20 protein-coding genes and 1 pseudogene are annotated in these 26,026 nt (G+C 70.4%); 8 read left to right on the top strand and 13 right to left on the bottom strand.

Translation table 11 applies throughout. The features are described from left to right. Positions 1–139: 139 nt before the first annotated feature. The 11 genes and pseudogenes from ACZ7L1_RS04190 to uvrC form a co-directional block, all read right to left on the bottom strand. Positions 140–1,333 (bottom strand): annotated as a pseudogene (locus tag ACZ7L1_RS04190) (MFS transporter); the annotation flags it as partial. Between the two features lie 233 nt (positions 1,334–1,566). Beyond that, positions 1,567–1,902 carry an RNA polymerase-binding protein RbpA gene (locus ACZ7L1_RS04185; RefSeq protein ID WP_078066843.1) on the bottom strand — a complete coding sequence of 112 codons (336 nt, stop codon included), beginning with the start codon at positions 1,900–1,902 and terminating at the stop codon, positions 1,567–1,569. A 220-nt stretch (positions 1,903–2,122) separates the two neighbouring features. Beyond that, positions 2,123–2,359, bottom strand: coding sequence for a preprotein translocase subunit SecG (gene secG, locus ACZ7L1_RS04180; protein WP_200423294.1), 237 nt, complete (start codon positions 2,357–2,359; stop codon positions 2,123–2,125). Between the two features lie 98 nt (positions 2,360–2,457). Continuing rightward, positions 2,458–3,213: a triose-phosphate isomerase gene (gene tpiA, locus ACZ7L1_RS04175; RefSeq protein ID WP_471434226.1), complete on the bottom strand. Its 756-nt coding sequence runs from the start codon at positions 3,211–3,213 to the stop codon at positions 2,458–2,460. A 39-nt stretch (positions 3,214–3,252) separates the two neighbouring features. After that, positions 3,253–4,464: a phosphoglycerate kinase gene (locus tag ACZ7L1_RS04170; RefSeq protein WP_471434014.1), complete on the bottom strand. Its 1,212-nt coding sequence runs from the start codon at positions 4,462–4,464 to the stop codon at positions 3,253–3,255. Between the two features lie 177 nt (positions 4,465–4,641). Beyond that, on the bottom strand, positions 4,642–5,649 hold the full coding sequence (gene gap / locus ACZ7L1_RS04165) for a type I glyceraldehyde-3-phosphate dehydrogenase (RefSeq protein ID WP_471434012.1): 1,008 nt from the start codon (positions 5,647–5,649) through the stop codon (positions 4,642–4,644). A 225-nt stretch (positions 5,650–5,874) separates the two neighbouring features. Continuing rightward, on the bottom strand, positions 5,875–8,829 hold the full coding sequence (locus ACZ7L1_RS04160; RefSeq protein WP_471434011.1) for a M14 family metallopeptidase: 2,955 nt from the start codon (positions 8,827–8,829) through the stop codon (positions 5,875–5,877). Positions 8,830–8,979: 150 nt separating this feature from the next. Then, entirely contained in the window at positions 8,980–9,969 is a 990-nt protein-coding gene (gene whiA / locus ACZ7L1_RS04155; RefSeq protein ID WP_103844738.1) for a DNA-binding protein WhiA, read from the bottom strand. Next, positions 9,960–11,003, bottom strand: coding sequence for a gluconeogenesis factor YvcK family protein (locus ACZ7L1_RS04150; RefSeq protein ID WP_471434009.1), 1,044 nt, complete (start codon positions 11,001–11,003; stop codon positions 9,960–9,962). The genes whiA and ACZ7L1_RS04150 overlap by 10 nt, the downstream gene beginning before the upstream one ends. Continuing rightward, a complete protein-coding gene (gene rapZ, locus ACZ7L1_RS04145) occupies positions 11,000–12,031 on the bottom strand; it encodes an RNase adapter RapZ (RefSeq protein WP_471434008.1) in 1,032 nt (343 codons plus the stop codon). The genes ACZ7L1_RS04150 and rapZ overlap by 4 nt, the downstream gene beginning before the upstream one ends. Next, positions 12,028–14,061 carry an excinuclease ABC subunit UvrC gene (gene uvrC, locus ACZ7L1_RS04140; RefSeq protein WP_471434007.1) on the bottom strand — a complete coding sequence of 678 codons (2,034 nt, stop codon included), beginning with the start codon at positions 14,059–14,061 and terminating at the stop codon, positions 12,028–12,030. The genes rapZ and uvrC overlap by 4 nt, the downstream gene beginning before the upstream one ends. A 461-nt stretch (positions 14,062–14,522) precedes the next feature. Between uvrC and ACZ7L1_RS04135 the strand changes: the two genes are divergently transcribed. Next, positions 14,523–15,467, top strand: a complete 945-nt coding sequence (locus tag ACZ7L1_RS04135) for a hypothetical protein (RefSeq protein WP_471434006.1) — start codon at positions 14,523–14,525, stop codon at positions 15,465–15,467. A gap of 19 nt (positions 15,468–15,486) precedes the next feature. Here the strand turns inward: ACZ7L1_RS04135 and ACZ7L1_RS04130 are convergent, their stop codons facing one another. Then, positions 15,487–15,918 carry a Rieske (2Fe-2S) protein gene (locus tag ACZ7L1_RS04130; protein WP_471434004.1) on the bottom strand — a complete coding sequence of 144 codons (432 nt, stop codon included), beginning with the start codon at positions 15,916–15,918 and terminating at the stop codon, positions 15,487–15,489. Between the two features lie 286 nt (positions 15,919–16,204). Here ACZ7L1_RS04130 and ACZ7L1_RS04125 point away from each other — a divergent pair, with 286 nt between their 5' ends. Beyond that, positions 16,205–17,380 carry a LacI family DNA-binding transcriptional regulator gene (locus tag ACZ7L1_RS04125; protein ID WP_471434002.1) on the top strand — a complete coding sequence of 392 codons (1,176 nt, stop codon included), beginning with the start codon at positions 16,205–16,207 and terminating at the stop codon, positions 17,378–17,380. Further along, positions 17,377–18,288 carry a carbohydrate kinase family protein gene (locus ACZ7L1_RS04120; protein ID WP_471434000.1) on the top strand — a complete coding sequence of 304 codons (912 nt, stop codon included), beginning with the start codon at positions 17,377–17,379 and terminating at the stop codon, positions 18,286–18,288. The genes ACZ7L1_RS04125 and ACZ7L1_RS04120 overlap by 4 nt, the downstream gene beginning before the upstream one ends. A gap of 135 nt (positions 18,289–18,423) precedes the next feature. Here the strand turns inward: ACZ7L1_RS04120 and uvrA are convergent, their stop codons facing one another. Then, positions 18,424–21,462 (bottom strand): excinuclease ABC subunit UvrA, encoded by a 3,039-nt coding sequence (gene uvrA / locus ACZ7L1_RS04115; protein ID WP_471433999.1) that lies wholly within the window; start codon positions 21,460–21,462, stop codon positions 18,424–18,426. A gap of 222 nt (positions 21,463–21,684) precedes the next feature. On the opposite strand from uvrA, the gene ACZ7L1_RS04110 reads away from it, so the two are divergent. The 5 genes from ACZ7L1_RS04110 to ACZ7L1_RS04090 all read left to right on the top strand — a co-directional run bounded on the left by ACZ7L1_RS04110 (position 21,685) and on the right by ACZ7L1_RS04090 (position 26,012). Then, positions 21,685–22,371, top strand: a complete 687-nt coding sequence (locus tag ACZ7L1_RS04110; protein WP_471433998.1) for a maleylpyruvate isomerase family mycothiol-dependent enzyme — start codon at positions 21,685–21,687, stop codon at positions 22,369–22,371. 45 nt (positions 22,372–22,416) lie between these two features. Next, positions 22,417–23,073 carry an MBL fold metallo-hydrolase gene (locus tag ACZ7L1_RS04105; RefSeq protein ID WP_471433996.1) on the top strand — a complete coding sequence of 219 codons (657 nt, stop codon included), beginning with the start codon at positions 22,417–22,419 and terminating at the stop codon, positions 23,071–23,073. A gap of 337 nt (positions 23,074–23,410) precedes the next feature. Then, the gene (locus ACZ7L1_RS04100) at positions 23,411–24,295 is read left to right on the top strand and encodes an ABC transporter substrate-binding protein (protein WP_471433994.1); all 885 of its coding nucleotides are present in this window, start codon (positions 23,411–23,413) and stop codon (positions 24,293–24,295) included. Next, positions 24,292–25,221, top strand: a complete 930-nt coding sequence (locus ACZ7L1_RS04095) for an amino acid ABC transporter permease (RefSeq protein WP_471433992.1) — start codon at positions 24,292–24,294, stop codon at positions 25,219–25,221. The genes ACZ7L1_RS04100 and ACZ7L1_RS04095 overlap by 4 nt, the downstream gene beginning before the upstream one ends. 62 nt (positions 25,222–25,283) lie before the next feature. Then, positions 25,284–26,012 (top strand): amino acid ABC transporter ATP-binding protein, encoded by a 729-nt coding sequence (locus tag ACZ7L1_RS04090; RefSeq protein ID WP_471434225.1) that lies wholly within the window; start codon positions 25,284–25,286, stop codon positions 26,010–26,012. Positions 26,013–26,026 lie beyond the last annotated feature (14 nt).

Genomic DNA, 26,026 nt, shown 5'->3' with positions numbered 1-26,026 from the left:
GCCTTCTTCCTTGCCTGTGCTGCTGCATAGCTCGCCCCGCTGCCGGTCCCAACCTAATTGATGCCGATGCGGCCTGACCTCTTGTCACGCCGTCCTCCGGGGCAACAACAGGTACGTCCGCCTTGCGCGCGTGTGTCAGCGAGGTGACGGCCAGCGCGAAGAGCGCAGCTGCGAGCAGCGCGGGCCCGTTCAGCCCGTATGTCCGTGCCACGGCTCCGCCGAGCAGGGCGCCGAGCGGGGCGCCCGCCGTGGAGGCGGTGCGGAAGGCGGCGGCGATACGGCCCACCATGGTCTCGGGGCTGCGGTGCTGCATCAGGGTGACCTGGTTGACGTTCCACACCATGCCCATGGCGCCGAACAGCAGCATTCCCGCGAGCAGCGCTCCTGTGTGGCGGACGGTCCCGATGAGCAGCAGGCACGCCGTCTGGACGCCGCCGGCGACGAGCAGGGCGCGCAGGCGTCCGGTGCGGCGTGCGATCCGCTGGGCGGTGAATCCGCCGATGAGGCTGCCGGCCGAGTACGCCGTCATCGCGGCCGCGTATCCGGCGTCACCCGCGTCCAGCCAGCGCGTCACGTGCAACACCAGCGTGGCGATCAGGGCGCCCATGCCGATGTTGCACAGCAGCGTGGCCAGGCAGGCCGCGCGCAGAACCCGGTCCTCCCACAGGGCGCGCAGCCCTTCGCCGATCTCAGCGCGCAGGGTGCTGCCGGACGGGCGCGGCTGCCGATCGGCCGACTCCGTCCGCAGGGAGGCGACGAGGGCGGCGGCCAGCAGGAAGGTGCCCGCGTCGGCCGTGAAGGGCATGAACGCTCCGGCCGCCAGGAGCAGCGGCACGAGCGGCCCCGCCAGCAGACCGCCCGCGAGCTGCTGTCCGATCATGAGCCGGGCGTTGGCGCTGCCCAGAGCCGCGCGGTCGACCAGGGTGGGCAGCAGGGCCGTGGAGGCGTTGTCGAAGAGGGTCTGGAGGGTGGTGAGCGTGAAGGCGAGGAGCAGCAGCAGTGGGATCGAGGCGTGCCCGAGCCCCACGATGAGCGAGAAGGCCGCGACGAGCAGTGCGCGCACGGTGTCGACGGCCCACATCGCCCGACGCTGGTCCACCCGGTCGGCCACAGCCCCGCCGAGCAGCCCGAACAGCAGCCACGGGACATAGCCGCAGGCGGTGACCGAGGCGACGACGAGCGGTTCGTCCGTGAGCCGCACGGCGAGCAGGGGCAGCGCGGCCGTCCGCAGCGCTGCCCCGAACCGGGAGACCACGGCAGCGGTCCACAGCCGGCCGAACCCTCCGCGCCATGCGGGCCGCCGTAGGGTGCCCGCCACCTCGACCGTTGCCATCGTCCCCCCTCACGATTCGCCGATGCACAAACCGTAGAGGGCACCACTGACAATCGGGCTGAGCTGCGGAAACAGGCCGCTCGGGACTCTGCGGAGCGCACCCCGTGCGGGGCCTGCCCCGGCCGTACGAGGCGCCGGCCACGGCCCGTGCGGGGCCGCTCCGGCGGTACGCGCAACCGCGGTACCGAACGCGCACCGGCCAGGTGCCCGCAGGCACCCGGCCGGTTCAACTCCTAGATTTCACCCCGCAGTTTGGCGAGCGCCTCGGCGAGGATCGCCTCGCCGTCCGCGTCGCTGCGCCGCTCCCGTACATACGCGAGGTGCGTCTTGTACGGCTCGGTGCGCGGCGGGTCCGGCGGGTTGTCCCGGTCCTGTCCGGCCGGAAAGCCGCAGCGGGGGCAGTCCCAGGTGTCGGGAACCTGCGCGTCGCTGGCGAAGCTGGGCTGTGTCTCGTGCCCGTTGGAGCACCAGAAGGAGACGCGCAGACGCGGAGCGGACTCGCCGCGCTCGGCCTCGCCCATCGGCCCCGCCCCGACCCGGCTTCCTCGGATCGCGTTGCCACTTGCCACGGTCGTAACTCCCTGCGTGATGGTGCCGCGAAGCGAGTCGGCGTTTCGCTTCGCTGCGAGCGCCTCAGTCTACGTAAGGCCCAACGCGCGTCCAGTGATGGGAGTTACCCCCGCCCCCAGACGCAAGCCCCATGATAGGCCGCGTCCGAAGACCCGTACCGAACATGGGGCGTTACGTGCTTTATGTGCGTTTTATCCGGCCTGCCGATACCGACCGACGCTAGTGGTTGGTCTTCATCAGGATGCCGAGCACCACGATGCAGGCGAGCCAGAGCAGACCGATCACGACGGTGATCCGGTCGAGGTTGCGCTCGGCGACCGACGAGCCGCCGACGGAGGACTGCATGCCGCCACCGAACATGTCGGAGAGGCCGCCGCCCTTCCCCTTGTGCATCAGCACCAGCAGCATCAGCAGCAGGCTGAAGACGATCAGGGCGATCGAGAACCCCAAAACCACGGCTGGACCAACTTCCTCGGACTCGGATGGACGACGGGGGCGGGGTGGCAGGCCACCTCGCCCCCGCAAGGGTACGACGGATCGCCCCTAAGACACACTCACTGGTCGCGGAAGCGGACGATCTTGACGAACTCGTCGGCGTCGAGCGAGGCGCCGCCGACCAGCGCGCCGTCGATGTCCGGCTTCGCCATGATCTCGGCGACGTTGCCGGACTTCACCGAGCCGCCGTACTGGATGCGCACCTTGTCAGCCACCTCCTGGGAGTACAGCTCGGCGATCTTGCCGCGGATCGCCGCGCAGACCTCCTGCGCGTCGTCGGAGCCGCAGACCTTGCCGGTCCCGATGGCCCAGACAGGCTCGTAGGCGATCACGATGGTCTCGGCCTGCTCGGCCGGGAGGTCCTTCAGACCGCCCTCGACCTGGGCGAGCGTGTGGGTGACGTGCTCACCCGCCTCGCGGACCTCCAGCTCCTCACCGACGCACAGGATCGGGGTCAGGCCGTGCTTGTAGGCGGCCTTGACCTTGGCGTTCACAAGATCGTCGCTCTCGCCGTGGTACTGGCGGCGCTCGGAGTGCCCGATCACCACATAGGTGCACTTCAGCTTGGCCAGCATCGAGCCCGAGATCTCGCCGGTGTAGGCACCGGAGTCGTGCGCCGAGAGGTCCTGGGCGCCGTACTTGATCTTGAGCTTGTCCCCGTCGACCAGGGTCTGCACGGAGCGCAGGTCGGTGAAGGGCGGCAGGACGGCGACCTCGACGGCCTCGTAGTCCTTGTCCGCGAAGGCGAAGGCGAGCTTCTGGACGTGGGCGATGGCCTCGAGGTGGTTGAGGTTCATCTTCCAGTTGCCTGCCATCAGCGGCGTGCGCCCGGAAGAAATCGATGCTGCCAAGGTTCAGTCCTCCAGTGCGGCGAGGCCGGGGAGCGTCTTGCCCTCGAGGTACTCGAGGGAGGCGCCGCCGCCGGTCGAGATGTGACCGAATGCCGATTCGTCGAATCCCAGGATGCGGACGGCCGCGGCGGAGTCGCCGCCGCCGACCACGGTGAAGCCCTGGGAGTCGACGAGGGCCTGGGCGACCGCCTTGGTGCCCTCGGCGAAGTCGGGGTGCTCGAAGACGCCCATCGGGCCGTTCCAGAAGACGGTGGCCGCGTCGGCGAGCTTCGAGGCGTACAGCTTGCGGGTCTGAGGACCGATGTCCAGGCCCTCCTGGTCGGCCGGGATCGCGTCCGCGGCGACGGTGGTGGGGTTGGCCGGGGCCTTGGTCTTCAGGTCCGGGAAGTCGGGCGAGACGAGGGCGTCGACGGGCAGAACCAGCTCGACACCGGTCTTCTCGGCGCGCTCGATGTATTCCTGAACGGCCGGGATCTGGTCCTCCTGCAACAGCGACTTCCCGACCTCGTAGCCCTTGGCCTTGAGGAAGGTGTACGCCATGCCGCCGCCGACGAGGAGACGGTCGGCCTTGCCGAGCAGCTGGTCGATGACGGCCAGCTTGTCGGAGACCTTGGCGCCGCCGAGAGCGACGACGTAGGGCCGCTGGACGTCCTCGGTGAGCTTCTTCAGTACGCCGACCTCGGTGGCGATGAGGTAGCCGGCGTAGTGCGGCAGCCGGGCCGGGAGGTCGTAGACGGAGGCGTGCTTGCGGTGGACCGCCCCGAAGCCGTCGCTCACGTACACATCGGCGAGGGCGGCGAGCTGGTCCGCGAACTCGCCGCGCTCGGTGTCGTCCTTGGACGTCTCGCCGGGGTTGAAGCGCAGGTTCTCGATGACCGCTACCTGACCCGGCTGGAGGCCGTCGACCGCGTCGTGGGCGGCGGGGCCGACGGTGTCCTGGGCGAACGCCACGGGCGCGCCGAGGAGTTCACCGAGGCGCTCGGCGGCGGGCAGCAGGGAGAAGGCCGGGTCCGGGGCGCCCTTGGGGCGGCCCAGGTGGGAGGCGACGACCACCTTGGCACCCGCCTCGGCGAGGGCCTTGACGGTGGGCAGGACGGCACGGATGCGGCCGTCGTCGGTGATGAGGCCGTCGGCGAGCGGCACGTTGAGGTCGGCGCGGACGAAGACCCGCTTGTTGTCCACGCCTTCGGAGAGAAGTTCGTCGATCGTCTTCATGGGTCGGACTCCTGGGGAAAGCTCTTGATCGTACGAGGGCTGATCGATCCGGACGGCCGGTCCGGGCCGATCGGGTCGTGGGCGCGCCGGGGCCCGCCGCACGTGCGTCAGGGCTCGGGCAGCGCAACCGTGTGCTGCCCGAGCCCTGCTACCGCATGGGATGCCTGCTTGGAGCGATCAGAGCTGGTTGCCGACGAAGACCGTCAGGTCGACGAGGCGGTTGGAGTAGCCCCACTCATTGTCGTACCAACCGATGATCTTCACGTTCTTGCCCTCCTGGACCATGGTCAGGGAGGAGTCGAAGGTGCAGGACGCCGGGGCGTTGACGATGTCGGAGGAGACGATCGGGTCCTCGGTGTACTCGAGGAGGCCCTTGAGCTCGCCCTCGGCAGCCTTCTGGAAGGCGGCGTTGACCTCTTCCTTGGTGACCTCGCGGGAGAGCTCGACGACCAGGTCGGTGACCGAGCCGGTCGGGACCGGGACGCGCATGGCGATGCCGTCCAGCTTGCCCTTGAGCTGCGGCAGGACCAGGGCGGTGGCCTTGGCGGCACCGGTGGTGGTCGGGATGATGTTCTCGGCGGCGGCACGGGCGCGGCGCAGGTCCTTGTGCGGGAAGTCCAGGATGCGCTGGTCGTTCGTGTACGCGTGCACCGTGGTCATCAGACCCTTGACGATGCCGAAGTTCTCGTCGAGGACCTTCGCCATCGGCGCCACACAGTTGGTGGTGCAGGAGGCGTTGGAGATGACGTGGTGGTTCGCCGGGTCGTAGACGTCCTGGTTGACGCCCATGACGATGGTGACGTCCTCGTTCTTGGCCGGAGCCGAGATGATGACCTTCTTGGCGCCACCGGCGATGTGCTTCTCGGCGTCTTCCTTCTTGGTGAAGATGCCGGTCGACTCGATGACGATGTCGACGCCCAGCTCACCCCACGGGATGTCGGCGGGGTTGCGCTCGGACAGGACCTTGATGGTCTTGCCGCCGACGGTGATGGTGTCCCCGGTGTGGGACACCTCCTCCTTGAGGCGGCCGAGGATGGTGTCGTACTTCAGCAGGTGAGCGGTGGTCGCGGTGTCACCCAGGTCGTTGACAGCCACGATCTCGATGTCTGCACCCTGCTCCAGCAGCGCGCGGAAGTAGTTACGACCGATGCGGCCAAAGCCGTTGATGCCTACGCGGATCGTCACGAACCGATCTCCTCGTTGGTACGCCGGGTTCGACGCCGGCGAGCTGTATGGGATGTCCCCGACCGCCTACGACCCTACCTCCCTGAAGCAGCCGTGGTGACATCGAGATGCCTCATACACGGCAGGGCGGTCCGTACCCGCCAGTAGGGGTACGGACCGCCCGGGCACGAAGGCCCCGCCACTCGTTCCGGCGACATGGGACCAACTGCCGTTGACTACCGGACGTCAGACGCCGAGCGCGTTGAGTGCCTTGCCGATCAGGGCGCCCCGGCCGGTCGCGGAGGTCAGGTGCTCCAGGCCGAAGCCGAGCAGCACCGTGCGGTCCGTGGTGACCGCTCCGTAGGTGCTGAACAGGGTTCCGGTACGCACCCAGTCCTTGAGAACGGCCGGGCTGCCGGCGGGCGGTCCCGCCACGTGCCAGGCTCCGAGGGACGTCTCGAAGCCCTCCGTCTCGACGGCCGTACCGCCGACGACGAGCGAGGCCTCGTCGGCGAGGACGCCGTGGCCGCCGGTGCCCGGGTCGGTGATGTAGCTCAGCGAGACCTCGACCGTCTTGCCCGCGTACGCGCTCAGGTCGAAGCTCACCTGTCGCCAGCCGTCGGACGCGCCGGTCAGGCTGTGCCACGCACCTGTGGTGCCTTTCGCACCGCAGCCGCCCGACTCCACGGTCAGATAGTGCTTGAGCCAGGGGTGCTCGCCCACCAGGAACCCGGCATCGCAGTCCGTCGGCACGGCGTCGCTCGTGGCGCCGCCGGCTTCCGCCAGCGTGGTCCAGTCGTCGGCCCCGACGGTGTGGACCTCGACCACGGCGTGGTCGTAGCCCGGCTCGGTGTCCCACAGCAGGCGGGTGCGCAGGGCGGGTGTGTCGGCCGCGCTCACCTTGGTGAGGTCGACGGTGCGGGTGAGCCGCTTGTAGGCATTGTCGGTGTGGGCGGCCGCGGCCATGTACGAGCCCGCGTAGGGCTGGTACGGGTTGGCCGCCCCGGTGAACAGGCCCGCCCCCGCACTGGCGAACTGGGGGTACTTGTCCGCTGGCAGCTCCTCGGACGTGACGGCGTACGCCCCGGCCTTGTCCAGCGGGTTGCCGGACGCGTCGCCGAGGCCTGCGGTGATGCCGCCGAGCTTGCCGGAGCCGGCGAATCCGGTGACCCCCGGCGTCGGCGTACGCGAGTAGGCGCCGAGGTAGTACTGGCTGAAGTCGTCCGAGAGGTTGCCGTCGCCGAGGTCGACGGCGCCGCCCGCCTGCTCCCCCGCCTCGATCAACTTGCCGCCCTCGTTGAGGTAGGCGCGCAGCTGGAGCTGGGTGGCGTTGCCCGGGACACTCGCGCCCGTGTAGTGGACGACCGCCTTGAAGTGGTCGAGCACCCCGAGCGCGTCGGGCGGCCCCTGGGCGGCGACGTCCCAGACGAGCGCCTTGCGGCCCGCTGTCTTCAAAGCGTCGACGTAGGTCTGGGCCTGGGCGGCCTTGGCGCCCTCCTCGGCGACGACGAGGACGTCCGCCTCGGGCCGCTCGGCCACGGTGTAGGTGAAGTGCTTGCCGGCCGTCTTCCGCCCGTCGCGGGTCTCGCCGGTGAACCAGACCTCGACATTGTCACCCGGGTCGCCGCCTCGGACCTCGGCCCGGTACTCGTCGAAGTAGAGGTTGTCGTCGCCGCCGTAGGTCTCCCCACCCTTCCAGGGCCTGAGCGCCCGGGTCTGGACGCGGCCGCCGTTGACGCGGTACTTCAGCTCCTTGCCGCGTACGGACTTGCGTGCGACGACGGAGACTTCCTGGTCGGCGCCGCGCGCGTAGGAGGTGGAGAACGCCGCCGGGGTGAAGTCGGGTGCGTCGATGCCGACCGACGAGGACGGCCGGTCCGGGTGGGAGGCGGTCTCGGCGACGGAGAGCGCGAACGGGACGTTCTTCTGGAACTCCTGCTGGATCAGCTTCTCGTCATCGGGGAAGTTGAAGACGGACTCGCAGTCGGCGGCGTTCCAGGCGTCGTTCGGGTCGATGCCGGACGCGGTCTGGCAGGTGGACATCTCGGGGGTGAACATCGCCATGCCGTTGACGTTGGACGCGTGGCCGTCCGCCTCGCCGTTGGTGGTGTACAGCTCCGAGGACACCTGCGAGCGGTAGCCGGGGATCGCGGGCTTGTCCGGGGTGCCGGCGAGCGCCTTGTAGAGGACGTCGTCGGGGGTCGGGGTCGCCACCTGCCAGCCGACGCCGTAGAGAAGCAGTTCGGCGGCGGAGTGGTAGTTGATGCCGTATCTGAATCCGATGCGCTTCTCGAAGCTGTCGAGTGCCCGGGTCTCGGGCTCGGACTGAGGGCTCGCACCGCGGTAGGTCTCGCTGGTGGGCAGGGGGGACGAACCCTCGTCGTCGTAGCCCCACTTGTAGGCGAAGTTGCGGTTGAGGTCGACTCCGTCGCCGACGCCGATCACGCCGTCACCGTTGACGTCCCGCAGGTTCTTGCGCCACAGACGGGTGTCCGGGTCCTTGAACGTGTAGTCGTAGCCGTCCGGGTTGGCCGACAGGACGAACCACAGTTCGGTGGAGTCGACGATCTTCTTGATGCGCCTGTCCGTGGCGTAGTGGTCCAGGTAGTAGTGCATCAGCCGGCGGGTCATCTCCGGAGTGATCCACTCGCGTGCGTGCTGGTTGGACATGTACAGCACGGAGGGCTTGGAGCCGTCCCTGGACTTCCTCGCGTTCCTGGTCAGTTTGAGCGCGAGAATGTCCTGGCCGTTGATCGTCCTGCCGAGGGAGACGACCTTCGTCAGACCGGGGTGGGCCCGGCCCGTTCTGACGATCTCTTCCTTCAGACCGCCGCTTCCGCTGTACGGGCGGAACACGCCCTGGGCCGCCTTCTCGACACGCGTCTCGGCCTTCGCCGACAGTGTGTGCTCGGTGAGACGGACGCCCTGCTTCCTGAGCTTCCCGGCCTGCCGGTCGGTGAGGTAGACCTCGACGGGACTTCTGCCGCTGCCGGTGACCTGCTCGCCGAGTTCATGACCGTCCTGGCCTGCCTCGAGCAGCAGGGGTATCTGCTTCTGGGTCACCTCGGCGCGGAAGACCCTGACCTCCTCCGGGTCGGGTAGTGAGGACGTCCCGCTCTGTGCCTGGGCGATGGGTGCGAGGCCCGCTCCACCGAGCAGGAGTGTGCCGACAGCGAGGATCGATCTCGCTCTGTGTCTCATGGATCCCCCTAGCGATGGTTCGCCACAGCGGCGAATCAGGTGCCAGGCTCATGACAATCCATGATCGAGTCAAGGGCGCCTCAAGGACGGACAAAGGCCGGTGCCGACGGCTCACATGGGCGCCGGCACCGGCCTGTTGGGCTTACGGCGTCACCCCACCATGTTGTCCGCCATCTCCTCCGTGAGATTGGACTCCGTGCCCGGGATGCCGAGGTCCGCGGCGCGCTTGTCGGCCATCGCCAGCAGTCGGCGGATACGGCCCGCGACCGCGTCCTTGGTCAGCGGCGGGTCGGCGAGGGCACCCAGTTCCTCCAGCGATGCCTGCTTGTGCTCCATGCGCAGCCGGCCCGCGGCCGCGAGGTGCTCGGGGACCTCGTCGCCGAGGATCTCAAGGGCACGCGCCACCCGTGCGCCGGCGGCGACCGCGGCGCGGGCCGAGCGGCGCAGGTTGGCGTCGTCGAAGTTGGCGAGGCGGTTGGCCGTGGCGCGGACCTCGCGACGCATCCGCCGCTCCTCCCAGGCCAGCACGGACTCGTGCGCGCCGAGGCGGGTGAGCAGGGCGCCGATCGCGTCGCCGTCCCGTACGACCACCCGGTCCACGCCGCGCACCTCGCGGGCCTTCGCGGCGATCGACAGCCGCCGGGCGGCACCCACCAGGGCGAGCGCGGCCTCGGGGCCGGGGCAGGTGACCTCCAGGGACGACGAGCGGCCGGGCTCCGTCAGCGAGCCGTGCGCCAGGAAGGCGCCGCGCCAGGCCGCCTCCGCGTCACACGTGGCCCCGGAGACCACCTGGGGGGGCAGGCCGCGGATCGGGCGGCCCCGGCCGTCGACGAGGCCGGTCTGGCGGGCCAGCTGGTCACCGCCCGCGACCACCCGCACCACGTAGCGGGAGCCGCGGCGCAGACCGCCGGGCGCCATCACGATCAGCTCGGAGCTGTGGCCGAAGATCTCCAGGATGTCCCGCTTGAGCCGTCGAGCCGCCATCGCGGTGTCCAGCTCCGCCTCGATCACGATGCGGCCGCTGACCAGGTGGAGTCCGCCCGCGAACCGCAGGATCGCCGAGACCTCCGCTTTCCTGCAGCAGGTCCGGGTGACGGGAAGCCGGGAGATCTCGTCCTTCACCGCTGCCGTCATCGCCATGGGCCGATCCTTCCATGCATCCGAAAAATACGGTCGTACGCGGCGGCCAACAGCTCCGGGTCGTGCCGCGGGGTTCCGTCGGTCCGGGCCACCGGGGCCAGCTCGACCGCGGCACCGAACCGCTGGGCGGCCTCGGTCAGCAAGGCGCGGTCGAGCACGGCGGCCTGGTCGGCCAACACCACATCCAGGGCGAGTTTAGGGGCGTGTCGTCCCAAAACCTCCAAATGACGCTGCGGGGAGAAGCCCTCGGTCTCTCCGGGCTGCGGCGCGAGGTTCAGGGAGAGGACCCGGCGCGCCTTCGTCTCGATGAGAGCGTCCAGGAGTTCGGGCACGAGCAGATGCGGGATCACCGAGGAGAACCAGGACCCGGGCCCGAGCACCACCCAGTCGGCGTCCAGGACCGCTTCGACGGCCTCCGGGACGGCAGGCGGGTCGTTCGGCACCAGGTGCACGGACTGCACCTCGCCGGGGGTGAGCGCGACGGTCGCCTGTCCCCGTACGGTGTCGATCTCGTCCGGGCGCTCCGGGTCGTGGCCCTTGACCAGCGCCTGGAGCTCCAGCGGGACGGCCGACATGGGCAGCACCCGGCCATGGGCGCCCAGCAGCCTGCCGACCAGGTCCAGGGCTTGGACGTGGTCGCCGAGCTGCTCCCACAGGGCGACGATCAGCAGGTTGCCGACCGCGTGGTCGTGCAGGTCGCCCTTGGACTGGAAGCGGTGCTGGATGACGCGGGCCCAGGTCTGGCCCCAGTCGTCGTCGCCGCATAGCGCGGCCAGCGCCTTGCGCAGGTCCCCGGGCGGGAGCACGCCCAGCTCGTCACGCAGACGCCCGCTGGAGCCGCCGTCGTCGGCGACGGTGACGACGGCGGTGAGATCGCCGGTGATCCGCCGCAGCGCGGCGAGTGAGGCGGACAGGCCCCTACCGCCGCCGAGGGCGACCACCTTGGGCTGGGTGCCCCGGCGGCGCGTCCGGCCGCCACGGCCCTCGGGCACCACCCGGCGCAGCCTGCTCAGCCGCGGAGTACGTCCGGTCACTCGCGCCCCATGTCCCGGTGCACGACCACGGTCTCCACTCCCTCGGCGGCCAGTCGGGCGGCCAGCTTCTCCGACATGGCGACGGAGCGGTGCTTGCCGCCGGTGCAGCCGATGGCGATGGTCACGTAACGCTTGCCCTCGCGGCGGTACCCGGCCGCGATCAGCCGCAGCAGCTCGGCGTAGCGGTCGAGGAACTCCTTGGCGCCCGGCTGGTTGAAGACGTACGCGGCCACCTCGTCGTTGAGGCCGGTGTAGGGGCGCAGCTCCGGGACCCAGTGCGGATTGGGCAGGAAGCGCATGTCGGCGACGAGGTCGGCGTCGACCGGGAGGCCGTACTTGAAGCCGAAGGACATGACCGTGGCCCTCAGCTCGGGCTCCTCCTCGCCGGCGAACTGGGCGTCCATCTTGGCGCGCAGCTCGTGCACGTTCAGGCTGGAGGTGTCTATCACCAGGTCGGCGTCACCGCGCAGCTCGCGCAGCAGCTCCCGCTCGGCGGCGATGCCGTCGACGATGCGGCCGTCCCCCTGGAGGGGGTGCGGGCGGCGCACGGACTCGAACCGGCGCACCAGGGCCTCGTCGGAGGACTCCAGGAAGACGATCCTCCGGGTGACGTTCTTCGCCTCCAGGTCGGCCAGGGACTCGCGGAGGTTGTCGAAGAAACGGCGGCCTCGGACGTCGACGACGACCGCGATCCGGGCGACGTTGCCCTGAGAGCGCGCGCCCAGCTCCACCATGGTGGGGATCAGGGCGGGCGGCAGGTTGTCGACGACGAACCAGCCGAGGTCCTCCAGACATTTGGCGGCCGTCGAACGGCCGGCGCCGGACATGCCGGAGATGATCACCAGCTCGGGGATGGCCGCCTCGGGGATCCCGGCCGTTTCACTGCCCGTACTCACCTGTGCTCCGTTGTCCTGGGCGGCCTGCTGCCGCCCCTGGTCCTCGCCCGACTCCCTGCGGTCCGGGCGATCCGTGCGATCCGGCTGGTTCGGCGCCGGTCGTTCCTCTGTGTGGTGGTCGTGCTCGGTCATGTCTCCTGCCCCCGTCGCTCGTGCGGGGCTCCCGTGGGCACGGGTTCCCCGGAGGGACCCGCCGTCGTAACGGGTTCCTCCTCTTCCATGATCTCCCCAGTCGCCGTGTTGACGGCGGGTGCGGCCGGGGCCGCCTGGGCGAGGGCCACGGCGATGGTCTCGGCCGTCTTGCGGCCGATGCCGGGAACCTCCTGAATCTGGTCGACTGTCGCGGAACGCAGCCTCTTCACCGAGCCGAAGTGCTTGATCAGCGCCTGCTTGCGGGTCTCGCCGAGACCCGGCACGTCGTCCAGGGGGCTCGACCTGAGGCGCTTGGTCCGCTTGCTGCGCTGGTAGGTGATCGCGAAGCGGTGGGCCTCGTCCCGGACCCGCTGGAGCAGGTAGAGACCCTCGCTGGTGCGGGGCAGGACCACCGGGTCCTCCTCGTTCGGCAGCCACACCTCCTCCAGTCGCTTGGCGAGGCCGCACACGGCGATGTCGTCGATGCCGAGCTCGTCCAGGGCCCGCCGGGCCGCGGCGACCTGCGGCTGCCCGCCGTCGACGACGACGAGCTGCGGCGGGTAGGCGAATCGCTTGGGCCGCCCGTCGTCCTCGGTGAGCGCCTCGCCGTCCGTCCACTCCCCCGTCTTCTCCTTCTCGGCCAGGTAGCGCCGGAAGCGGCGGGTGATCACCTCGTGCATGGACCGGACGTCGTCCTGGCCCGCGAAGCCCTTGATCTGGAAGCGGCGGTACTCGCTCTTGCGCTGCAGTCCGTCCTCGAAGACGACCATGGAAGCCACGACGTCCTCACCCTGTAGGTGAGAGATGTCGTAGCACTCGATCCTGAGGGGGGCGCTGTCCAGATCGAGGGCGCCGGCGATCTCCTCCAGGGCGCGCGAGCGGGTGGTCAGGTCGGAGGCACGCTTGGTCTTGTGCAGTGCGAGCGCCTGCTGGGCGTTGCGCTGCACGGTCTCCATCAGCGCCTTCTTGTCGCCGCGCTGCGGGATGCGCAGCGACACGTTCGACCCGCGCCGGCCGGTGAGCCAGTCCTGGACGGGCTCTATCGGGTCGGGCAGCGCGGGCACGAGGACCTCCTTGGGCACCGAGTCGCCCGTCTCGTCGCCGTAGAGCTGCTGGAGGGCGTGCTCGACGAGGGCGCCGGTGGTGATCTCCTCCACCTTGTCGGTGACCCAGCCGCGCTGGCCGCGCACGCGGCCACCGCGCACGTGGAAGATCTGCACGGCTGCTTCGAGTTCGTCCTCGGCGACCGCGATGAGGTCGGCGTCGGTCGCGTCCGTGAGCACGACCGCGTTCTTCTCCATGGCCTTCTTCAGGGCCCCTATGTCGTCGCGCAGTCGGGCGGCCCGCTCGTACTCCATCTCCTCGGCCGCCTCCATCATCTGCTTCTCCAGACGGCGGAGGTACGTCCCCGTGCGGCCCGCCATGAAGTCGCAGAATTCCTCGGCCAGTTCGCCGTGGTCCTCGGGGGAGATCCGGCCCACACAGGGCGCGGAGCACTTGCCGATGTAGCCGAGCAGGCAGGGGCGGCCGGTGCGGGCCGCATTCTTGAAAACGCCGGCCGAGCAGGTGCGCACGGGGAAGACGCGCAGCAGCAGGTCCACGGTGTCGCGGATCGCCCAGGCGTGCGAGTAGGGCCCGAAGTACCGCACACCCTTGCGCTTCTGGCCGCGCATCACCTGCACCCGCGGGAACTCCTCGTTCATCGTCACCGCGAGGTACGGGTAGCTCTTGTCGTCGCGGTACTTGACGTTGAACCGGGGGTCGAACTCCTTGATCCAGGTGTACTCCAGCTGCAGGGCCTCGACCTCCGTGGACACCACGGTCCACTCCACGGACGCGGCCGTGGTGACCATGGTGCGGGTGCGCGGGTGGAGGTTCGCCAGGTCCTGGAAGTAGTTCGCCAGGCGCTGACGCAGGCTTTTCGCCTTTCCGACGTAGATCACCCGGCGGTGCTCGTCACGGAACCTGTAGACCCCGGGAGAGTCCGGGATCTCTCCTGGCTTGGGGCGGTAGCTGGAGGGGTCGGCCATGTCTCACACCCTACTGGCGGGGGCCGACAGCGCGGCGCCCTGTGGACAGCGGCCGGGGGCCAGAGGCCGGCTCGAGCGGGACGTCTCGGCTGACGGCCACCCCACCGGAGACGATCCGCCCCGCGGCCCGCCGGGGCTGCCCACGGCCGTCGGCGGGCGGCGCCCGTCCGACCGGAACGCCGGTCGCACGTCGGGCACCCTCCGCCGCCGCGCAGCCACCCACGGTCCCACGAGCCGGGGTTCGTGCCCGTCCCACCGAACGCGTTCCGGACACCGCCCGGCGAGGAGCCGGCATCAGATGTTGTCGGGGCTTGGTCAACACGCTTCAATGCGGGGAAACTTCGGGCCGCGAACGGAGAGGTTCGCTTGTGAACGAGCCTCGCACGCCCCGGGCGACCCGGCACAACCCTGCGCACGGTCTGACCAGCCGTCGCGCACGTTCACAGAAAGGCCCCCCCTGTATGCGGCACGGCACACAGCATGCGGACGTCGTCCCGGCGGAATTGGAGGCGGCTCTGCGCGGCGGCCCCTTCCACGTCGCACTGCGCGCCGCGATCGCTGCCCGAGGACTGCCGCTGCAGCGCGTGCAGCACCATCTGTCGCGGCGCGGGGTCAGGGTCGGGGTGACGAGCCTGAGCTACTGGCAGCAGGGTGCGCGCCGCCCCCAGCGGCCCGAGTCCCTGCGCGCGGTGCGTGCCCTGGAGGAGATCCTGCGGCTGCCGGACGAGTCCCTGATCCGGCTGCTCACCACCTCCGAGCAGCCCGGTCCCGACCGTCCCGCGGGCCGTTCGTACCGAGCCCTGGTGGAGGCCTCCGGCGTCCTGGAACAGCTCCTCGCCGAGCTGGAGGCGCCACTCGACGACGGACTGCTCACCATCGGCCACCACGACCGCGTGCGCATAGGATCACGCCGGGAGCTGCTGGCGCGGGAGTCGCACCACATCGTGCGCGCCCACCGGGACGGCGTGGACCGCTACGTCGCCGTTCACCACGGCGATCCGGGGTGCGCCCCCGAGCGGATCGCGGTGCACGCCCTCGAGAACTGCCGCACGGGACGTGTACGCCGACACCACGACACGGGCCTGCTGGTCGCCGAGCTGCTCTTCGACACGCGACTCCACTCCGGCGATACGTTTCTCTTCCGCTACGCCTTCGAGGACGGCACCGCGGGCACCTCCTGGGAGCACGTCCGAGGCTTCCGCGTGCCGGGCGGGCAGTACGCGCTCCAGGTGCGCTTCGACGAGACGGCGCTGCCGGTGCGCTGCCACCGGTTCACCCAGCAGTCCGCGGCCGCCCCGCGCAGCGGCCGCCAGGAGCTGCGGCTGAGCGGGCTGCACCACTCGGTGCACCTGGTGGAGCCGCGCGTGCGGTCAGGGATCGTGGGGATCTGCTGGGAATGGGACTGACCGGGGCCGGGTGAGCGTTTCAGGCCGCCGGGCCCGCCACGATCCTGCCGTTCCGCACCTGGACGGGCAGCTCGTGCAGCGGCTCGGTGGCCGGGGCCTGCACCACCTTGCCGGTGAGGGCGTCGAACTCGCTCCCGTGGCAGGGGCAGACGAGCGTCGTCCCGGAGAGTTTGTTGATGGGGCACCCGGCGTGCGTGCAGATCGTGCTGTACGCCTTCAGGGAGCCGTCCGCCGCGCGGCTCACCACCACGTTCTCGTCCCGGTACAGCTTCGCGCCGCCCTCGGGGACCTCGCTGTCGGCGCCCAGCGCGACAGCCGCGGTCGGGGTCGCGTCCGGTGCCGTTCCGCCCTCGTCGGCCACCGAACAGGCCGCGAGGCCGAGTCCGGCGACCGGGGTGAGCGCCGCCCCCCGCAGGACGGTGCGACGGGCCGCGGAGGGACGGGTGGGCATGGCATCTCCACTGGTCAGGGTTGGCCCCGCCGGGGCGGCGGTGGGCAGACCGACGATAGCGGCACCGACCATTCCGCTTTTGGCCGGGGCGCAGGGCCGGCGCACGGAGACCCGCAGCGCCCAGGGCGGCAGCCAGGCCACGGGGCGAGGCGTGAGCCCCCAGCCGGACGAGCCCCGGGTGTCTCGAGCGACGTAAACGCTTGCGCAAGCGTTTACGTGGGCCGTCGGATGAGATACGTTCGCCGCCGGCGGCCCGAGAAGGGAAGACGGCCGAGGAGGGGACCCGATGGCAACCATGGCCGATGTCGCACGGAGTGCGGGCGTGTCCGTCGCGACGGTCTCGCACGTCCTGAACGGCACCCGTCCGGTACTGCCCCGCACCCGTCAGGCCGTGCTGGACGCCATCGACGAGCTGGGCTACACACCGAACACCCTCGCCCGTTCCCTGGTGACCTCGCGCACCCGGTCGATCGGGCTCGCCGTGTCGGCGATCAGCAACCCGTACTTCACGGAGATCGTCCAGGGTGTGGAGGCCGCCGCCCTGGAACACGGCTACAGCCTGCTCATCGCCGATCCGCACGACGACCCGGAGCACGAGCGCAAGGTGGTCGAGCTGCTGCACGGGCGCCGCGTCGACGGCCTGATCGTCGCGCCCTCGGCGGACCCTCGCGGGCTCCTCGCCCTTCTGGGACGGCACGGCGTGCCGACCGTGTTCCTGGACCGGCTGGTCGACGGCGTCCCCGACACGACGGTCACGCACCGGCAGGACACGGCCACCCGGGACCGCGCCCACGGGGAGGCGGCTGCCGGGCGAGCCGTCGAGACCGGGGACGCTACCGAGGCCGGAAAGGCGACCGAGCCGGGCGAGCCCTCCGCCGCGGCCTTCCGCTTCGACCAGGTCTGTGCCGAGAACGCCGAACCCATGGCCGACCTCGTCACCCACCTCGTCCGGCTCGGTCACCGGCGCATCGGCCTTGTCGCGGGCCTGCCCGGCCTCAGCACCACCTCCGAGCGGATCAGCGGTTACCGGCACGCCCTCGCGGCCGCCGGGCTGCCGTACGACGAGCGGCTGGTGGTCCACGGCGACTCCGCGGCCGAGGGCGCCGAGCGCGCCACCGGCGCCCTGCTGAGGCTCGCGGCGCCGCCCACCGCCCTGGTCACCGCCAACAACGCGATGACCATCGGAGCGCTGCGCACCCTGCGCACGCTGGGCCTGTCCGTACCGGACGACCTGGCGCTCGCCTGCTTCGACGACTTCCCCTGGGCGGATCTGTTCTCCCCCCGGCTGACCGCGGTCTCCCAGCCGAGCCGGGAGATCGGCGCCCGGGCCGTACAGCTCCTCCTGGACCGGCTCGAGGCGCCGGACCGTCCCTCCCGGACCCTGCGGCTCCCCTGCGCGTTCGTCCACCGCACGTCGTGCGGCTGTCCCGACACCCCGTCCCAGAAGGGAACCCTCTCGTGATCGTCGTCGCCGGTGAGGCCCTGATCGACCTGGTCCCGCAGGGCCGGGGCGCGCTCGCACCGTTGCAGCCGGCGCTGGGCGGCGGCCCGTACAACACCGCCGTCGCGCTCGGCCGGCTGGGCTCCCCCACCGCCTTCTGCTCCCGTACCTCATACGACGCCTTCGGGGAGGCCCTGTTGGACGGGCTGCGCCAGGCGGGCGTGGACGTGTCGGCCGTACAACGCGGAACCGAGCCGACCACGCTGGCGGCCGCCACGATCGACGAGCACGGCTCGGCCAGCTACTCCTTCTACGTCGAGGGCACCGCCGACCGGCTCTTCACGGCACCGGCGCGCCTTCCCGAGGGCACGCGGGCCGTGTCGTTCGGTACCTGCTCGCTGGTCCTGGAACCGGGGGCGAGCGCGTACGAGGAGCTGATGCGCAGCGCCGCGGCGCAGGGTGTTTTCACGGCCCTCGACCCGAACATCCGTGCAGGCCTGATCCCGGACCCCGACGCCTATCGGGCCCGTTTCAAGAGCTGGCTGCCGTCGGTTTCGCTGCTCAAGCTCTCCGCGGAGGACGCCGCGTGGCTGGGCGGCAGCCCGCGGGAGTGGCTCGCCTCCGGCCCCGCCGCCGTGGTGGTCACCCATGGCGGCGACGGGATCACGGCGTACACCGGGGACGGGGCGGAGCACTCCGTGCCGGGGGTGCGGGTCGACGTCATGGACACGATCGGGGCCGGCGACACCGTCAACGCGGCCCTGTTGCACGGCCTGGCCGCCCGTGAAGCCCTCTCCCCCGCCGCCATGGCGAGCCTGGGCGCCGACGGTTGGACGGAACTGCTGGGCTTCGCGGCCCGCGCCGCGGCGATCACCTGCTCCCGGGCCGGCGCGGAACCGCCCTACGCGTCCGAACTCGCGGGCGCTTAGCTGTTGGCAACGAGTCGGCCGCCCTGCCCCTGCGGTTCGTGAAGCCGCAGGGGCAGGGCGGCCGCCTGTGCGACGTGCGGTGCCCCGCGGGGAGTTCCAAGGAGCTCCCGCGGGGCACCGCACGTTCGGGATGTGTCAGGCCTTGCGTGCCCGCGTGGTCCTCTTCCCGGGTGCCGCCTTCTTCGTGGTAGTGGCGGCCTTCTTGGTGGCCGTGTTGTTGGTGGTCGTCACGGCCCTGGCCGTCGCCGTCTTCTTCGCGGTCGAGCCGGCCGCGACCGCCTTCTTGGCCGCGGTCCTGCGCGGTGCCTTCACCGAGGCGGCGTCGCTGATGCGCTCCGCGCCGAGGATCTCGCGCAGGAACTTGCCGGTGTGGCTGGCCGGGATGCCGGCGACCTCCTCCGGCGTGCCCTCGGCGACCACCAGGCCGCCGCCCGCGCCGCCCTCGGGACCCATGTCGACGACCCAGTCGGCGGTCTTGATGACGTCGAGGTTGTGCTCGATGACGATGACCGTGTTGCCCTTGTCGACCAGGCCGCCGAGCACCTTGAGCAGCTTGCTGATGTCCTCGAAGTGCAGGCCGGTGGTCGGCTCGTCCAGAACGTAGACGGTGCGTCCGGTCGACCGCTTCTGCAGCTCGCTGGCCAGCTTGACGCGCTGGGCCTCACCGCCGGACAGGGTCGTCGCGGACTGCCCGAGCCGGACATAGCCGAGACCGACGTCGTTCAGCGTCCTCAGGTGGCGGGAGATCGCCGGCACCGCCTCGAAGAAGTGCATGGCCTCCTCGATCGGCATGTTCAGGACCTCGGCGATGGACTTGCCCTTGTAGTGGACCTCCAGGGTCTCCCGGTTGTACCGGGCACCGTGGCAGACCTCGCACGGGACGTAGACGTCCGGGAGGAAGTTCATCTCGATCTTGATCGTGCCGTCGCCCGCACAGTTCTCGCAGCGGCCGCCCTTGACGTTGAAGGAGAAGCGGCCGGGCAGGTAGCCCCGGACCTTCGCCTCCGTGGTCTCGGCGAACAGCTTGCGGATGTGGTCGAAGACACCGGTGTACGTCGCCGGGTTGGACCGCGGGGTCCGGCCGATCGGCGACTGGTCGACGTGGACGACCTTGTCGACCAGGTCGTCGCCGTCCACGCGGGTGTGCCGTCCGGGGACGGTCCGGGCGCCGTTCAGCTCGCGGGCCAGGTGCGTGTACAGGATGTCGTTGACCAGGGTCGACTTGCCGGACCCGGAGACACCGGTGACGGCCGTGAACACGCCCAGCGGGAAGGACACGTCGATGTCCTTCAGGTTGTTCTCCCGGGCGCCGTGCACGGTGAGCTGCCGGGACGGGTCACGGGGGCGGCGCACGTCCGGGAGCGGGATCGACTTGCGGCCCGCGAGGTAGGCACCGGTCTGCGACTCGGTGTTGGCCAGAAGCTCCTTCAGGGAGCCGCTGTGCACGACCTTGCCGCCGTGCTCGCCGGCGCCGGGGCCGATGTCCACGATCCAGTCGGCGACCTTGATGGTGTCCTCGTCGTGCTCCACGACGATGAGCGTGTTGCCCATGTCGCGCAGCCGGACCAGGGTCTCGATCAGCCGGTGGTTGTCGCGCTGGTGCAGGCCGATGGACGGCTCGTCGAGCACGTACAGCACGCCGACGAGGCCGGAGCCGATCTGGGTGGCCAGACGGATGCGCTGGGCCTCGCCGCCGGAGAGGGTGCCGGCCGCGCGGTTCAGCGAGAGGTAGTCCAGGCCGACGTCGACCAGGAACCGCAGCCGCTCGTTGACCTCCTTCAGGACCCGCTCGGCGATCTTCTTGTCCCGGGCGTCGAGCTTCAGCACGCGCAGGAAGTCCGCGCAGTCGCTGATCGACATCGCGGAGACCTCGGCGATCGACTTGCCCATGATCGTGACCGCGAGGACGACCGGCTTCAGGCGGGTGCCCTGACAGCTGGGGCAGGGCACCTCGCGCATGTAGCCCTCGAAGCGCTCACGGCTCGCGTCGCTCTCGGCCTCGCTGTGCCGGCGCCGCACGAAGGGCACCGCGCCCTCGAAGGGCGTGGTGTACACGCGCTCGCGCCCGTACCGGTTGCGGTATCGCACCTCGATCTGCGTCTTGTGGCCGTAGAGCAGGGCCTTCTTGGCGCGCTGCGGCAGGCCCGCGAAGGGGATGTCCGTCCGGAACCCCAGCGCGTCCGCGAGGGCGCCGATGAGGCGGCCGAAGTAGTCCTTTGTGTGCCCGTGCGACCAGGGGTGGATGGCGCCCTCGTCGAGGGTCTTCTCCTCGTCGGGGACGATCAGCTCGGGATCGACCTCCATGCGCGTGCCGATGCCGGTGCACTCGGGGCAGGCCCCGAAGGGCGAGTTGAAGGAGAAGGAGCGGGGCTCCAGCTCCTCGAAGGACAGGTCGTCGTACGGGCAGTACAGGTGCTCCGAGTACATGCGCTCACGCTCGGGGTCGTCCTCGGGGAGGTCGACGAAGTCGAGCACGACCATGCCGCCGGACAGGCCGAGCGCGGTCTCCACGGAGTCGGTGAGGCGGCGCTTGGCGGAGTCCTTCACCGTGAGGCGGTCGACGACCACCTCGATGGTGTGCTTCTCCTGCTTCTTCAGCGTGGGCGGGCTGGACAGCTGGATCGTCTCGCCGTCCACGCGGGCCCGGCTGTAGCCCTTGGTCTGGAGGTCGGCGAAGAGGTCGACGAACTCGCCCTTGCGCTCGCGCACCAGCGGCGAGAGCACCTGGAAGCGGCTCCCCTCCGGCAGCTCCAGGACCTTGTCGACGATGGCCTGCGGGGACTGGCGCGAGATCGGGCGGCCGCACTCGGGGCAGTGCGGCTTGCCGATGCGCGCGAAGAGCAGACGCAGGTAGTCGTAGACCTCGGTGATCGTGCCGACCGTGGAGCGGGGGTTGCGCGAGGTCGACTTCTGGTCGATCGAGACGGCCGGCGACAGGCCCTCGATGAAATCGACGTCCGGCTTGTCCATCTGCCCGAGGAACTGCCGGGCGTACGAGGACAGCGACTCCACGTAACGGCGCTGCCCCTCGGCGAAGATCGTGTCGAAGGCCAGCGAGGACTTGCCCGACCCCGACAGGCCCGTGAAGACGATGAGCGCGTCGCGTGGCAGGTCGAGCGAGACATTCTTCAGATTGTGCTCGCGCGCTCCACGGACGATGAGACGGTCGGCCACGCCGGTCCGCACCTTTCTTGAGAGAAGCGACAGGGGCGAGGCCCCCGCATTCCCAGACTAGGGGGAGCCACTGACAACGCCGGTCGGATTCCAGGGTTCACAACAATCCCCGGCCATCCAGCATGCCCGACGCCGCACTCGACCATATAGCACGTGCATTCGATTTGCGGGGCGGGTCCGCCTCCTTCACCCGAAGGAGTGGCGGGGCTTAGGGTCGGCGTCATGATGGATCACGCGCGCGACCTGGCATCTGTACGCGATGCGACGGAGCGACTGCTCACCGCAGTCGCCAAACTGGACAACGCCGCTGTGGCCGAACCGTCACGGCTGCCCGGCTGGAGCCGCGGCCATGTCCTCGCCCACCTCGCCCGCAACGCGGACGCCCTCGTGAACGCGCTGCAGGGGCGTCCCATGTACGTCTCGGCCGAAGCCCGGGACGCCGACATCGAACGGGACGCTCCACGGCCCCTGGATGTCCAGCTCGCCGACCTGCTCGAGAGCGGGGCCCGCTTCCAGGAGGCGGGAGCCGCGCCCGCGGACTGGTCGCGCACGGTGGAGCTGCGCAACGGGGTCACCGACAAAGCGGCCCGGGTGCCGTTCAGGCGCTGGGTCGAGGTGGAACTGCACCATGTCGACCTCGGGATCGGGTACGAGCTGGAGGACCTGTCGGCGGAGTTCGTCGAGCGGGAGATCGACTTCCTCGGGGAGCGGTTCACCGGACACCCCGATGTGCCGCCGACGCGCGTCACCGACGGCACGCGCGCGTGGAGCACGGGCCGCGAGGCGGCCGAGCCCGAGGTCACCGTCCGGGGCCCCGCACCCGACCTGCTCGGTTGGCTCTCGGGCCGCCGCGATGGAGCCTCCCTCACGGCCGAGGGAGGACCGCTGCCGACGCTCCCGCCGCTGTAGGTCCCGGACGGCCACCGCGGCCCCTCGCCGCTATAGGCTGCGGACATGACGTACAGCGGAGAGGTGACGGTCGGCGGCCCGGCGGATGTGCACGAGCTGAAGGACCTGATGATCACCAAGATCGCGGTCGGCCCGATGGACAACAACGCCTATCTGCTGCGCTGCCGCGCCACCGACGAGCAGCTGCTGATCGACGCGGCCAACGACGCCAGGACACTCCTCGGCATGATCGGTGACGACGGCATCGCGTCCGTCGTCACCACCCACCGGCACGGCGACCACTGGCAAGCGCTCGCCGAGGTCGTGGCGGCCACGGGTGCACGCACGTACGCGGGCCGGGACGACGCCGAGGGCATTCCGGTGCCGACGGACGTCCTGGTCGACGACGGCGACACGATCCGGGTGGGGCGCGTGGAACTCACCGCGCGCCACCTGGTGGGCCACACGCCCGGCTCGATCGTCCTCGTCTACGACGACCCGCACGGCCACCCGCATGTGTTCACCGGGGACTGCCTCTTCCCGGGCGGTGTGGGCAACACGCACAAGAACCCGAAGGCCTTCGCCAGCCTGATCCACGATGTCGAGACGAAGATCTTCGACGTCCTGCCGGACGAGACCTGGGTGTACCCCGGGCACGGCAACGACACCACGCTGGGCGACGAGCGCCCGCACCTGCCGGAGTGGCACGCCCGCGGATGGTGAACTGCCGTGGCACGCGCGCGGCTGGGGAACGGCCCAGCTGGTGTGCGCCCGGCGTGACAGCCGGGCGCACGCGCCCCGTGTGAACCGTTCGCACGCGCCGGTCTCGTGCGCGCGCTCCCGGCGCGCCCAATGGTGCAGTCCACTGGAAGCAGCCCCGCACAGGATGACGGCTCCTGCGCGGTGACGGGCCGCCGGTCCCCCGATCCCCGCCCTCGACCGGCGGCCCCCGCCCGCGTTCCGCCCCAGCGTTCACAGAGATGCAACACTCGTTCCCACCATGCGGACAGTTGCTGACCTGACCTCGACAAACAGGGTGTCGCGCTGCCAATCTCCCGCCATGCATCTCGCCCAACGCGCCCTGCGCCGCGCCGCGTCCGGCGCCACCGTCGCCCTGCTCGCCCTCGCCGTGGGCTGCGCCCCGCAGCCGGAGGAGAACGCTTCCTCCAAGGCCTCCGGGGCGGGCGCCCAGACGTGCGCGAAGGGCAAGCTGGCCACGAAGACGTCCGGAAAGCTGACGATCGCGACCGACGAACCCGCCTACGAGCCCTGGTTCAAGGACGACAAGCCGGCCAACGGCAAGGGCTTCGAGTCGGCCGTCGCCTACGCCGTGGCACAGCAACTCGGTTACGAACAGAGCGCCGTCGTGTGGCAGACCGTCCCCTTCAACAAAGCCTTCGCGCCTGGGGAGAAGACCTTCGACTTCGACATCAACCAGGTGTCGATCAGTGTCGAACGCAAGAAGGCCGTGGACTTCTCCTCCGGCTACTACGACGTCCGCCAGGCCGTCATCGCCCTGAAGGGTTCCAAGGCCGCCAACGCGAAGAGCATCGCGGAGCTGAAGGACGTCAAGCTGGGTGCGCAGGTCGGCACCACGAGCCTCGATTACATCACCAACGTGGTGAAGCCGAAGCAGCAGCCGGCCGCGTACGCCAAGAACGACCAGGCCAAGTCGGCACTGAAGAACGGTCAGGTGGACGCCATCGTCACCGACCTGCCCACCGCGTTCTACATCACCGCGGCCGAGGTGACCGACGCGAAGATCGTCGGCCAGTTCGAGAACCAGGGCGGGACGCCCGAGCAGTTCGGGCTCGTCCTCGACAAGGGCAGCGCGCTCACCCCGTGCGTGACCTCTGCCGTGGACGCCCTGCGCAAGGACGGCACCCTGGCGAAGCTGGAGAAGCAGTGGCTGTCCGACGCCGTCGACGCTCCGGTGCTCAAGTGACCGTCATCGAGGAGGAATCCGGAGAGGACTCCGGCGAAGCCGGTATGCCGAGTACGGGGGTTGTGCCCGGCGGGGACGACACGTACGTCCCCTCGCAGCGGCGGATCGAGCGCGAGCGCCACAAGCGCGCACGCGCTCGGCGCGCCACCGCGATCGCGGCACTGTCGACGCTCGTCACCGCGGCCGTCGTCTACTTGATCGTCGTCAACGCGCCCGGCTGGCCGCGCACCAAGGAGACGTTCTTCAACGCGCACTACGCGCGCGAGGCGCTCCCGAAGGTCCTCGACGGGCTGTGGCTCAACGTGCGTCTGCTGCTGGTGTGCGGTGTCGCGGTCCTCGTCCTCGGCATGCTGATCGCCGTCGCCCGCACCCTGCGCGGGCCGGTGTTCTTCCCACTGCGCGTCCTGGCCGCCGCGTACACGGACTTCTTCCGCGGACTGCCCCTGATCATCAACTTGATGATCGTGGTCCTGGGCGTGCCCGCGCTACGGCTGCAGGGCGTGACCGTCGACCCGGTGCTGCTCGGCGGAACGGCGCTCACACTCACGTACTCGGCTTACGTGGCCGAGGTGTTCCGAGCCGGCATCGAGTCCGTCCACCCCTCACAGCGCGCCGCGGCGCGCTCCCTCGGCCTGACGAACCGCCAGGCACTGCGCCATGTGGTACTCCCCCAGGCAGTACGCCGCCAAGTGCCACCCCTGCTCAACGATCTGGTGTCGCTCCAGAAGGACACCGGACTGGTTTCGATCGGCGGCGCGGTGGACGCCGTCCGGGCCTCCGACATCATCGTGGGCCGGAGCCTCAACTACACGCCGTACATCGTCGCGGGACTTGTCTTCGTGGCGCTGACCATCCCGATGACCCGCTTCACGGACTGGGTGACCGCCCGGATGGACCGGCGGCGGGCGCAGGGAGGGAACCTGTGAGCGACATCCTCGAGAAGTCCGATGCCACATCCGGTGCGCCGGGCGGCACCCCCGTGCTGCGCATGGAGTCCGTCCGCAAGACCTTCGGCGACTCGGTCGTTCTGCGGAACGTCGATCTGGAGGTGGCCCCGCACACGGTGACGGCCCTGATCGGCGCTTCCGGCTCCGGCAAGTCGACGCTGCTGCGCTGCGCGAACCTTCTGGAGGAGATCGACGACGGCGCCATCTGGCTGGACGGCGAGGAGATCACCGACCCGCGTGTCGACCAGGACGCCGTACGGCGCCGGATCGGCGTCGTCTTCCAGGCGTACAACCTCTTTCCGCACATGACCGTCCTGGAGAACATCACGCTCGCCCCCCGCCGGGTGCACGGCGTCGCCCGGGCGACGGCCGAGGAGCACGCCCGCGATCTGCTGGAGCGGCTCGGACTCGCCACCAAGGCGACCGAGTACCCGGACCGGCTCAGCGGCGGCCAGCAGCAGCGCGTCGCGATCGTGCGGGCGCTTGCCGTACGCCCCCGGCTGCTGCTCCTGGACGAGGTCACCGCGGCCCTCGACCCGGAACTCGTGGGCGAGGTCCTCAGCGTCGTCCGGGACCTGAAGGACGACGGCATGACCATGGTGCTCGCCACCCACGAGATGGGCTTCGCCCGCGAGGTCGCGGACCAGGTCTGCTTCCTGGAGGGCGGCGTGGTCCTGGAGCGCGGTACGGCCGAGCAGGTCTTCGGCGATCCGCAGCGGGAGCGCACACGGCGCTTCCTGCACCGGATCGTGGAGGCGGGGCGGCTCTGAGGCAGGGGCTGCTC

The sequence above is a fragment of the Streptomyces sp. NPDC107546 genome (assembly GCF_055639175.1).
Note: the sequence above shows the minus strand (reverse complement) of the source record. Positions and strands in the feature narration are given on the sequence as shown.

Excerpts from the sequence above, each read along its gene's own strand:
- tpiA (WP_471434226.1), bottom strand. The coding sequence starts at position 3,213 with ATGGCAGGCAACTGGAAGATGAACCTCAACCACCTCGAGGCCATCGCC.
- ACZ7L1_RS04170 (WP_471434014.1), bottom strand. The coding sequence starts at position 4,464 with ATGAAGACGATCGACGAACTTCTCTCCGAAGGCGTGGACAACAAGCGG.
- ACZ7L1_RS04160 (WP_471434011.1), bottom strand. The coding sequence starts at position 8,829 with ATGAGACACAGAGCGAGATCGATCCTCGCTGTCGGCACACTCCTGCTC.
- whiA (WP_103844738.1), bottom strand. The coding sequence starts at position 9,969 with ATGGCGATGACGGCAGCGGTGAAGGACGAGATCTCCCGGCTTCCCGTC.
- rapZ (WP_471434008.1), bottom strand. The coding sequence starts at position 12,031 with ATGACCGAGCACGACCACCACACAGAGGAACGACCGGCGCCGAACCAG.
- uvrC (WP_471434007.1), bottom strand. The coding sequence starts at position 14,061 with ATGGCCGACCCCTCCAGCTACCGCCCCAAGCCAGGAGAGATCCCGGAC.
- ACZ7L1_RS04135 (WP_471434006.1), top strand. The coding sequence starts at position 14,523 with ATGCGGCACGGCACACAGCATGCGGACGTCGTCCCGGCGGAATTGGAG.
- ACZ7L1_RS04130 (WP_471434004.1), bottom strand. The coding sequence starts at position 15,918 with ATGCCCACCCGTCCCTCCGCGGCCCGTCGCACCGTCCTGCGGGGGGCG.
- ACZ7L1_RS04125 (WP_471434002.1), top strand. The coding sequence starts at position 16,205 with ATGGCAACCATGGCCGATGTCGCACGGAGTGCGGGCGTGTCCGTCGCG.
- ACZ7L1_RS04110 (WP_471433998.1), top strand. The coding sequence starts at position 21,685 with ATGATGGATCACGCGCGCGACCTGGCATCTGTACGCGATGCGACGGAG.
- ACZ7L1_RS04105 (WP_471433996.1), top strand. The coding sequence starts at position 22,417 with ATGACGTACAGCGGAGAGGTGACGGTCGGCGGCCCGGCGGATGTGCAC.
- ACZ7L1_RS04100 (WP_471433994.1), top strand. The coding sequence starts at position 23,411 with ATGCATCTCGCCCAACGCGCCCTGCGCCGCGCCGCGTCCGGCGCCACC.
- ACZ7L1_RS04090 (WP_471434225.1), top strand. The coding sequence starts at position 25,284 with ATGGAGTCCGTCCGCAAGACCTTCGGCGACTCGGTCGTTCTGCGGAAC.